Consider the following 11,156-nt stretch of genomic DNA (forward strand, 5'->3'; position numbering starts at 1 on the left):
CTAAATAGCCAATCGCTTAACTATTTATCACCTTCAGTCACTGGGCGCGGATCTGTCTCTGGCACTTCAGATAATGACATAGGCATCTTATCGACCGGACTTGATAACTGCCAGTTATAAATCTGCTCAACCTCTTGACCAGCGGCTTGGAGCTCAAGCTTCGCCTGCTTTGGTTTAAAGCCTTGCGGCATCACAAAACGGCCACGGATACGTGAAATACCCTTGATGTCATAATATTTTGGCTCTAATGGTACTTCGACCAAGTTCTCTTCATCTAGCAAAGTCAGCGTTGGTTTGAGTCGATGCTGATTACCATCTTCTGCAAGCATGGCCACATCAAAGCGATACTCAAACGCATTTTCAGGCAACGGTTCCATCTTAGCGCCCACCACCTGTAAAGGCAGGCCACCTTGATCAACTAGCGTATCGGCATAGACATTGTTAACCTGATTCAGCTGAAGATTTTGAATCTCTAAATCCTCAATATCACGGCGCAATTGCCCTAGATTATTTAGGCTAATGTCGCGCTCTTGTTTGGCTGCATCGACTTGTTTATTAAGGGCATTAACTTTTAGCTGTAGTGACTTAACCTCTTCAGCAGAAAGCTCTTGCGCCTCTCCTTTCATTTTTGCGGCATTTTGTGAGGCCTGATAACCACGATGGTAACCAAACTTGTGGCCAAATGCAGTGGCAATTATGCCAGTCAGTAATACTGCGCTCGCAAATAATACCAATATTAGCGGACTCATCGGACTAGATGATCGCTTCTTAAATTTAGGAGTAGGTTTGCTGATTTCAGTGGACATGTAATCTAAGCTCGTATCTTATGAATCGGCGGTCAGTTAAGAAGCCAAAGGCAAATTTAAGGGAGATTATTATACCTAACTCTTAAACCAATAACTAACATCAGATTTGTGGCAATGAAATATTTATAAAATGCAGCTGCTTGTATGCCTATGATTTTGTATGCTTTATTAGGATATCAAGCCGCAGCTATTTTACAAAAAACAAGGTTAAGGGGTCTACTTTTAGGGCACCACAGGCACATGGTTTAGCCCAAGTGACTCATCAAACCCGAACATAGCGTTCATACACTGTACCGCTTGCCCAGCAGCCCCTTTCACTAAGTTGTCTTGAACCACTAAAATAGTAGCCTCCCTATTATCATTGTCTTGATGCACGGCAATACGCAATCGATTGCTCGCTCTTACGCTGCGGGTATCTGGGAACTCGCCGGCAGGTAATACATCAATAAACTGCTCATCTTTATAAGCCGCTTCATAAATGGCTTGTAAATCCTGCTGAGCACCTGCTTCTGTCAAAACCAAGTGTATGGTGGTAAACATACCGCGTATCATAGGCACTAAGTGCGGAACAAAGCGAATCTTATGTGCAAACCTACTGTTTAATAACTGATGCACACCTTGGTTAATCTCAGGTAAATGGCGATGCCCGCTAATACCATACGCTTTGAAATTATCTGTGGTCTCAGCGTAATTCAAATCAAGCTTAGCTTGACGACCCGCGCCTGACACACCTGATTTTGCATCGATAATTATACGCGGTTCAACCAAGGCTTCATTGGCATCATTTTGTGCTTCAATAACTGGTTTTAAGCCTAATATAGCAGTTGTTGGATAACAACCTGGATTACCAATAACACTCGCTGATTTAATCGCTTCACGGTTAATCTCGGGTAAACCGTATGCTGCTTGTTGCAAAAGATCTGGGCAGGCGTGTTTGTGTTTATACCACTGCTCAAACTCTTCTAATGATTGCAAGCGAAAATCTGCTGCTAAATCAATTACCTTTACACCGGCATCAACCAATGCTTGCGCTTGCTGCATCGCCACACCGTGAGGGGTCGCAAAAAATACCACATCGCATTCGGCGAGTGCTTCAACTGTACGCTCTCCCAAATCACTATAAACTAAATCGGTAAATCCGCGTAGACTTGGAAAAACACTGGCAACGGGCTTCCCTGCCTCTGAGCGTGAGGTTAACCATTTAACAGCGACCTCAGGGTGTGCTGATAATAATCTAATCAACTCCACACCTGTATATCCTGTTCCACCTACTATCGCTGCATGCAACATATCGTATCCTACTCGTTTAACGTAACGCGCATAAAGCTAAAATGTGCTCTAAGGCGATTATTTAAAGTAACGTTGTCGTTGTCTTATTTTATCACTATCGTTTTATAGTAACGCATTTGCCTAAACTTAAACAATTTATTAAAAGGTTACTAGCCTTTAATTAAATAATAATGACTTATCAGCTAGTTAAATAAGCGTTACTTATTAAAGTTAAAGCGTGTCATTGTATTAAAGGTTATAGTTATGCACGGCATCTACGAATACTTTTGCATTTTCAGGATTAACCCACTGAGTAATACCATGACCCAAATTGGCAATATATCCTGTCTTTTCGCCGCCAGCATAGGCATCATCTAGCATGGCATTGACCGACTGTTTGATTAACTCGGGTGAGCCATATAAAGTAGCTGGATCCAAGTTACCTTGTACCGCAATCTTACGCTCACCGGTTGCCAAAATAGCGCGCGCTTTATCTAGCGGCATGGTCCAATCAAGACCCAAACAATCCGCTTGGCTATCCATCTGTACATCAAGCCACAATCCGCCACCTTTGGTAAAGACAACCACAGGCACCTCTGGATGACGCTGTTTTAGCTCAGCAACAACACGCTTATTATATTTGTGTGAAAACTCGATAAATTGACGATGAGCAAGTGCCCCGCCCCAACTATCGAATAGCTGAACAATCTGAGCACCGGCAACAATTTGTGCATCTAGATAGTCAATAATCGCTGTGGTGACATGATCTAATATCTGATGTAAAAACTCAGGTTTGCTGTATAACAAGCCTTTGGTATAACGATAATCTTTTGAGCTGCCACCCTCAATCATATACGTTGCTAATGTCCATGCACTACCCGAGAAACCAAATAACGGTACTAAGCCGTTGAGCTCTTTACGGATGCTGGTCACCGCATCCATTACATAACCTAGTGCATCGTTTGGATCATAAGTTTCTAACTGCTTAAAATCAGCCTCTGTGCGTAAGGTACGCTTAAATTTAGGACCTTCACCAGTCTCGAAATACAGACCTAAGCCCATCGCATCCGGAATGGTCAGAATATCACTAAACAAAATAGCGGCATCTAAATCAAAACGACGCAGTGGCTGCATGGTAACTTCGGTAGCGCGAGCCGTATCTTTACAAAGACTCATGAAATCACCCGCTTCAGCACGGGTGTCTTTATATTCTGGTAAATAACGTCCTGCTTGACGCATCATCCAAACGGGCGTGACATCAACCTGCTCAAATCGCATTGCCTTTAGCAAACGATCATTTTTTAAAGGGGTAAAGCTGTGTGTCGAGTTAACAGAGTGTGAGGAAGTTATAGACATTATTATCTCTTTAAAGTCACCAGAATATAATCAAAATAGTTATATTAAATGAGTTATTGTCAATTCAGGCAGCTGATATTAATTATTTATCTGCTACTAATTATGACCCGATTTTATCTGTGATTCCGCCATATTCAATCTCTATAATGAAATTAAGACTTAGTAAGACATAGCGAAATCGTTATTATAATTGCATCAGTTATTGAGTTCCTATCAATAACTAATGGCTAAGCGTAAATAAATAATAGACCCAATTATTAAAAACCGCACTATTTATTTAAAATAGCCATGTCATCACGGTGAATCATGACCACCCGCTCTTCGCTATTACCAAGAATTTTATCAAAATCTTTGGTGCGTTCACGAGCAACTCGGCGAGCTTCTTGCGATGAGAAATTCACCTGACCCACTGCTACACGCTCATTGGTATCTTGATCAACAACCGCAACCACATCACCTTCTTCAAAGTCACCTTGGATATCAACCACACCGACCGGTAATAAGCTCTTGCCTTGAACGGTAATCGCGTCGACTGCACCAGCATCAATAAACAAGGTACCTGCCATACGTAAGTGAGCCGCTAACCACTGCTTACGCGCAATGATTTTATCCGCTTGGTTGGTTTTGAGTAGCGTACCAACAGACTCGCCTTCGGCAATACGGTTAATCACTTTATCAATGCTACCATTAGCAATAACAGTCGGACAGCCGCCCATCGCTGCTAAACGTCCGGCACGGATTTTGGTTAACATACCACCGCTACCAAGCTTACCGCCTTCGCCGGCAATATCAAACAGATAGTCTGCCATTGCTCTTTCTTGACGAATCATCTTAGCATCAGGATTTTCACGTGGATTATCCGTAAATACCCCATCTTGATCTGTTAAGATAATATATAAATCAGCGCTAACCATAGCTGCGGCCATTGCGCCTAGCGTGTCATTATCACCAAACTTAATTTCATCAACGGTAATGGTGTCATTCTCGTTAATAACAGGCAATACACGCCAAGATAGCAATTTATCTAACGTATTAGCCGTATTTAAATAACGCTCGCGATTAGATAAATCATCGTGAGTTAGTAAGATTTGCGCACTTTGCACGCCACTTTGAATCAAAGCAGATGACCAGGTTTCGATCAGACCCATTTGGCCGATTGCCGCACAGGCTTGCAGGCCTTCTAACTTTTTAGGACGTTCATTAAGCCCCATTCTGACCACACCCTCGGCCACTGCCCCTGACGAGACTAAAATTACTTCTTTGCCTTGATTGTGCAAAGCGGCAATTTGGCTTGCCCATTCATAAATCGCTGTACGGTCTAGCCCTTTACCATTATTGGTTAACAGCGAAGAGCCGATTTTTACGATAATACGTTGTAAATCAAACGATCTTTTTTCTGTGGCAAAACGGTCATCATTAGAGTCAACCGGTTTTGGAATACTGCCCTGTAATTTTGTTTTCTTTGCTTTTTTACCGCTGTTATTAGCACTCATAATCCTTCCCATAATATAATAATGTATTTATATGAATCGTCCTATGCCTTGTACTAAAAGAGGCTAGCTATACTTTGTCACATCATATTTGAAAGACAACAACCAATAGTGATGTCCTTTACTATCAGCCAGTGTCTCTTTTTAACCTACCGGATATTCCTATTATTGAAGTAAGAATATCTAGCTAACTCTTAATCATCGCGAGACAAATAGACTCGAGCTTAAGGGGCGTAAATAATCTCTACGCCATCTTCATCGTCGTCATCACTATCCATTGCCGCTTGTAGAGCAGCTTCACGCTGAGCACGTCGCGCTTCTCGATAAACCTCTTTCTGCTCTTCGGTATTGAGACGTACTTCCGCTTCCAAACGCTCAAACCGCTCTCTTTGCGCTTCGGCAAACAGAGGGTCTTCTTCTTCGCGTTCGCGCTCACGTTCAATCTCATTCATCAGATGATATTTCACATCATCTACGCCTTCACCGGTTAAGGTAGAGGTTCTAAATACTGCACCCGTCCAGCCGAGTTCGGCCACAATATGTAGGCACAGCTCGTTTAACTCATCTTCATCAGGTACCTGATCAATCTTATTTAAAATAAGTATTTGTGGCAGGTTAGCAAGTTCAGGTGAGAAACGCTCAAGCTCATTCAAGATGACCTTACCGTTTTCAACCGGATCACTACCATCAATAGGTTTAATATCGATAATATGTAGCAGACGGCGGGTACGCGCCACATGCTTTAAGAAGCGAATACCAAGACCTGCACCTTCTGATGCGCCTTCAATCAGCCCTGGAATATCTGCCATGACAAACGAGCGATGACGACCCACATCGACCACACCTAAGTTTGGCACAAGTGTGGTAAACGGATAGTCGGCTACTTTAGGTTTGGCTGAAGATACTTGGCGAATAAAAGTTGATTTACCCGCGTTCGGTAAACCAATCAAGCCCACATCGGCGACTACTTTTAGCTCAAACTTTAACTGCTTCAGCTCACCCTCAAAGCCTGACGTGGCTTTACGTGGTGCTTGATTGGTTGAGCTCTTAAAATGGGTGTTACCCAAGCCGCCATCGCCGCCTTTAGCAATCAACAACTCTTGACCGATTTCGGTTAAATCACCGACAACCTCACCCGTTTCGTTATCAACAATAGTAGTACCAATTGGCACACGTAGGTAAATATTATCCGCGCCTTTACCCGCACAGTTCTTGCTGTGACCATTCTCACCACGGCCGGCATCGTAGCGGCGAGTATAACGATAATCGACCAAAGTATTGGTATTATCATCGGCAATCACAATCACATCACCGCCTTTACCACCATCACCACCATCTGGGCCACCACGCGGAACATATTTTTCCCGGCGGAAGCTCACAATGCCGTTACCACCGTCTCCTGCTTTGACAGTAACAATTGCTTCATCAATAAATCGCATTGGTCTTGCTCCCTTAACTTTTTTAAATTGGTATTTTTAAATGGCTAACGGCATCTCTCTAAAATAATTTAGAAAAATGCATATTAGAATAATAGTCTGGTATAAATAAATTTTGTTAATAATAATGTACGACATTCATTAAGCCGTATTCTACAGCATAATCGAACAAAACAAATAATAAAAAAATACCCGACAACCATAACGATTATCGGGTATCGTTGCAAATCGTGTCAGTCATTAGTTTGTGGCGAATCAAACAGTTAATGCTTTGAAAGTCACACATAAGTGTTCATACTAATGCACGATAAGCTGCTTTAATCTCTAACTGGCGCTTGACAATAGGGTTAAACGACAACTTCCTGTATAAACTATTAAAGAACAATGACCAGTCAATAAAGACTAATTATTAAGCACTGATATTTGTGTAATGCACGCCGGCCATTTGAGCAGCAACACGTAGTACTTGAGTGCTATAACCTACTTCATTGTCATACCAAACATATACGGTAGCATGATTATCAGTAACGATAGTCGCTTGGGCATCAACGATACCCACTTGCTTAGTACCAACAAAGTCAGAAGATACGGCTTCAGTTGAATCAGTATAAGAAATTTGAGACTGCCAAGCATCGCTATCAGATACTTTCTTAAAGAAAGCATTTAATGCTTCAGCACTTTCTGGTGCTTTCTCAAGATTTAGGTTTAAGATAGCCATACTAACGTTTGGCGTTGGAACACGAATAGCATTACCGGTTAGCTTACCATTTAACTCAGGTAACGCTTTACCCACTGCTTTGGCAGCGCCAGTGCTAGTGATAACCATATTCAATACCGCACTGCGGCCACGGCGATCTGATTTATGATAGTTATCTATTAAGTTTTGATCGTTAGTAAATGCGTGAATGGTTTCAACGTGACCATTAACAATACCAAACTCGTCGTTTAATACTTTCAACGATGGCGTGATAGCGTTAGTAGTACAGCTAGCTGCACTCACGATAGTATCATCACCAATAGTGTCATTGTTAACACCATAAACAACGTTTTTAATCTCGCCTTTTGATGGCGCAGTTAACAATACTTTTTTAACACCTTTAGCTTTTAAATGTTTACCTAGGCCATCTTCGTCTTTCCAGATACCTGTATTATCAATGACGATTGCATCATTAATACCATAACTGGTGTAATCAATTTCACTTGGATCATTAGCATAGATAACTTGGATAAAGCGGCCATTTACGATGATGCCTTGGTTTTCTTCATCAACAACCACAGAACCTGGGAAAGTACCATGGACTGAGTCACGCTCAAGTAATGAAGCACGCTTTGCGATGTCGCCCTCTTTACCAGGACGAACAACAAATGCTTTTAGTTGTAAACCTTTGTCAGTTGCTGCTTCTTCAAGTAACAAACGAGTTAAGATACGACCAATACGGCCAAAACCATATAGGACCACGTCTGTCGCTTCGCTATTGGCAGGCTGAGACTTGTCTGCTTTAGCAAACGCATCAGCAGCGCTAACGTTATTTTTAACCAATTGGCCTGCATCAACTACAGCAGTGTTAATTTCGTTAATGCCAGCAACGTCTTTTACGGTTGCTAAGATATCATCAACTGTTAACGCTTTACCGTTGTTGCGTACGGCTGTTTGCTCAATTTTAGTTAGCACATCAGCAGTCGATAGGCCATTAAGCGCTTCACCAAATAGCTTAACCTTAACATCTTTATTGACATATAAGTCATGAAGCTGATTAACAAGCTCATGAGCCTTATTTTCTTGTTCTTGATATTTAGCTAGGTGAACTTGGTGTAACTTGCGGCGCGTATCAGCATTACTCACAATAGTCATCCTTTGGGTAAATGAAGTGAAAAGTTGGGTAACTTAGCTTCCAGTGTATTCAATATAAAGATTCTATGTAGAAGATATTTATATTGGCAACTGACTCTACTTTAAATGCTAGATTTTAAATCATATTGCTTATTTAAGCCAGTCGAATACGTGGATAATACCCACCTATTGAGTCAGATTTTACTAGAATACTGGTCTCAATAACATTCATTACAATAAGGAACGGCTAGTGACTATTCAGCCACTAGCGTATTTGGTGTACCAGTATGCGTCGTAATTTGCAACTGTGACACATCATAGCCTTGCGCTTGGGCACTGGCTTTATATTTATTGAATGTCTCTTGTGATAATGTCGGTTTACGTGACAATACCCATAGGTATTTATTATCAGGCGTACCCACTAAAGCGCTTTGGTAATTATCGTCAAGCTCTAATACCCAATAATCTGCTTTGCCAACAGGTAACCATCTAATCCAGCTTGGTAAGAAGGTCACTTTAAGCTCGCTACCTGTGTTATTGGCTGGTTTGGCTAGCCCTTCTGCGCTCATCATCGAGCCATCTTCTTTTCTACACTGATTAACAACACCAACAGATTTAATATCGCCTGCCTCGTCATGATTGAGTCGATAAGTTGCTGTCACGTCAGATACGCACTTACGCTGAAAATACATAGGGAAACGAGCTATTTCGTACCACTGCCCTGCATACTTATTCAAATCAACTTCACTGACAGAACTCGGTGCCGTCGGTGCGGCGTTTGTTTGTTGTGATAGTGCATTAGCACGTGCTTGCTGTTGTTCAGTCGTCATGCCCGTTGCTGCTTGTGAAAACGCAGAGTAAGCCGCCAGTGGCACTAAGATGGCCAATGCAATACCTGTATGTTTGAGTAATGCCTGCATAAAGGGTCTCTCTGAGATTTCATGCTTGTGTTGATTCATAGTCAACCTTTTGATTTGTTAGCGGTATAAAATGGTATATAACAATACTTATTTGTACTTTAATCTTTTGCTTATTTACTGGTTAAACGTATCGCCAGTGGTGCTTAATAGCCTTATCTTGTTCATTAATTTAATAATACAAAGATAATAGATAAAGGTTAGAGTCAACAGAGGCGACCAAGAGCCATTAAAGTGCTCTTTACTAAGCTCAGTATTAAACTATGAGCATCAAGCTAAAATAGCTAAATAAAAATGTATTGATAACTTTTTGTGTATTTCTAGAGTATTCCCATATAAAAGTCATTACTATCAATAAAATGTAGTAATAGGATACGGTTTGTAAAGTATGCTATTAAACGTAAATTTAACCTGTTTTATTGTTGTGCAATGACCCGTAAAAATTTACGAATTCCTGCTACTTTATCTCCAGAGTATCTACGTATTTGGCCCACATCGCTTGGTGCTAATCCGCCTAATCCGATAACTGGAACCTCCGACTTGCTAGCAAATATATCAAACTTATCAAAACCCAATGCCGGCTGCTGACTGTGTGTTTGTGTTTTATTGACAGGGGATATAAAAACGCCTAACACTATAGGCATCGTTTGCTGTGCTACTCTTGCTTGATTGAGTAAATATTGGGCTAATTGATTGGCTTTATTAACGCTGTTTTCACAGTGGCAACTTATCGTTAAGGGTAAATAAGTTAGGTGACTAACTGCCCCCTTATCTAGTTGATAACGATCAGAAACAAGACTGTCCAAATCAGCTTGCGTCAAATGCTGTGCGGCCAATCTCGATATCAATTTGCTATTATTGTGATGATTAATCAATTCATTGGCTAATGTATGATTAACAATAAAACTAATATCTGCTCGCTTTTTTGCTAACTCGCTAATTGCTATTATCTGTTGGTCAGTATTCGATAGTTTTAGGCGTATATAAACACAGCCATTATCCATTAAGTGCTGACTATAAAAATCAGCCCATGCTTTAATACTATTATTTTCAAAGCTCTCTACTACATCAGTACTATCAGGTTCAGCTATCTGCGTAATCTCTTGAGTAATGGTGATGCAATCTGGCAAGCTAAGCCACTTCAAAATCGCTGAATTGGCCTCAGGTAATGCGTATTCTCCTGATAATAAAGCTGCTTTATCTGCCCAATGTAGCGACTGCCCCTCACTTCCCTGCTCACGGTATCGAAAATCCCCATATTGCGCAGCGGTGAGCTCAACTCTATATACATGCAAGCACACAGTCTTTGACTCTTTTTGAGCGTCCAAATCATGATAAGTATGGCGCAAAACCCCAAGCGGATTAATCAAACTGCCTGCTGTTAAATCCAGTCCAATCTCCTCGTAAACTTCTCGAATAAGGGCTTGCTTAGGATGCTCATCAACCTCTATCTTACCGCCGACAAACTCATATCGATTGCCTTGATGCTGTTTTGCATGGCGAAATCCTAATAAAAACGAGTCACCATAATGTATAACGGCAACAGCCACATCAATTTGCATCATCAGTTTGTCTCCTGAAATAAATAGTTTGACACCTATTTTCTCATAAAAATAAAAAAACCACTTGCAAAGACGTGAAGAATAAATAATAATCAAGTTAATGATAATCATTATCAATAAGTTGATTTGCGATAGACCTTATTGCTAATAAAAATATTAACCAAAACTTTTAAGACACAGAGGATACTATCATGGCTACTATCATTTCACGCGCACTTAACCTTCGTGACAACCAACTTCCTATGCTGCAATCAGAGCACCTATTCGCACTAACCAAAGAAGTGCGTATCCAACATGAAGGAGAGGAATACCGCTTACGTCTCACTCGTAATAACCGTCTAATCTTAACCAAATAGCGGTTAACAAAATATTTGAAGATAAACAAATTCTAGGCAAATTGTTTAACCTTAATGATCGACACTTCGTCATAACACCTACTGAGACGAAACTTATTAAGTAAAGTCGTCATTTGATTAATATGAACCGTGA

The 11,156-nt window shown here is 41.0% G+C and carries 9 protein-coding genes; 1 reads left to right on the top strand and 8 read right to left on the bottom strand.

The features are described from left to right. Window positions 1-20: 20 nt before the first annotated feature. The 8 genes from AC2SLO_RS08715 to AC2SLO_RS08750 all read right to left on the bottom strand — a co-directional run bounded on the left by AC2SLO_RS08715 (window position 21) and on the right by AC2SLO_RS08750 (window position 10,670). A complete protein-coding gene (locus AC2SLO_RS08715) occupies window positions 21-806 on the bottom strand; it encodes a hypothetical protein (RefSeq protein WP_486540358.1) in 786 nt (261 codons plus the stop codon). A gap of 222 nt (window positions 807-1,028) precedes the next feature. Beyond that, window positions 1,029-2,096 (bottom strand): N-acetyl-gamma-glutamyl-phosphate reductase, encoded by a 1,068-nt coding sequence (gene argC, locus AC2SLO_RS08720; protein WP_486540360.1) that lies wholly within the window; start codon window positions 2,094-2,096, stop codon window positions 1,029-1,031. Window positions 2,097-2,324: 228 nt separating this feature from the next. Continuing rightward, entirely contained in the window at window positions 2,325-3,431 is a 1,107-nt protein-coding gene (gene hemE, locus AC2SLO_RS08725; RefSeq protein ID WP_486540362.1) for a uroporphyrinogen decarboxylase, read from the bottom strand. A 269-nt stretch (window positions 3,432-3,700) separates the two neighbouring features. Next, complete coding sequence (gene proB, locus AC2SLO_RS08730; RefSeq protein WP_486540364.1) at window positions 3,701-4,924, bottom strand: glutamate 5-kinase; 1,224 nt, start codon at window positions 4,922-4,924, stop codon at window positions 3,701-3,703. A 221-nt stretch (window positions 4,925-5,145) separates the two neighbouring features. Further along, complete coding sequence (gene obgE, locus AC2SLO_RS08735) at window positions 5,146-6,360, bottom strand: GTPase ObgE (RefSeq protein ID WP_486540366.1); 1,215 nt, start codon at window positions 6,358-6,360, stop codon at window positions 5,146-5,148. 406 nt (window positions 6,361-6,766) lie between these two features. Then, on the bottom strand, window positions 6,767-8,209 hold the full coding sequence (locus AC2SLO_RS08740) for a glyceraldehyde-3-phosphate dehydrogenase (RefSeq protein WP_486540368.1): 1,443 nt from the start codon (window positions 8,207-8,209) through the stop codon (window positions 6,767-6,769). A 233-nt stretch (window positions 8,210-8,442) separates the two neighbouring features. Next, entirely contained in the window at window positions 8,443-9,147 is a 705-nt protein-coding gene (locus AC2SLO_RS08745; protein ID WP_486540370.1) for a lipocalin family protein, read from the bottom strand. A 374-nt stretch (window positions 9,148-9,521) separates the two neighbouring features. Next, the gene (locus AC2SLO_RS08750) at window positions 9,522-10,670 is read right to left on the bottom strand and encodes an NUDIX domain-containing protein (protein WP_486540372.1); all 1,149 of its coding nucleotides are present in this window, start codon (window positions 10,668-10,670) and stop codon (window positions 9,522-9,524) included. Between the two features lie 188 nt (window positions 10,671-10,858). Here AC2SLO_RS08750 and hemP point away from each other — a divergent pair, with 188 nt between their 5' ends. Next, the gene (gene hemP / locus AC2SLO_RS08755; RefSeq protein WP_077449338.1) at window positions 10,859-11,023 is read left to right on the top strand and encodes a hemin uptake protein HemP; all 165 of its coding nucleotides are present in this window, start codon (window positions 10,859-10,861) and stop codon (window positions 11,021-11,023) included. Window positions 11,024-11,156 lie beyond the last annotated feature (133 nt).

The organism is Psychrobacter sp. CX14 (genome assembly GCF_057396205.2).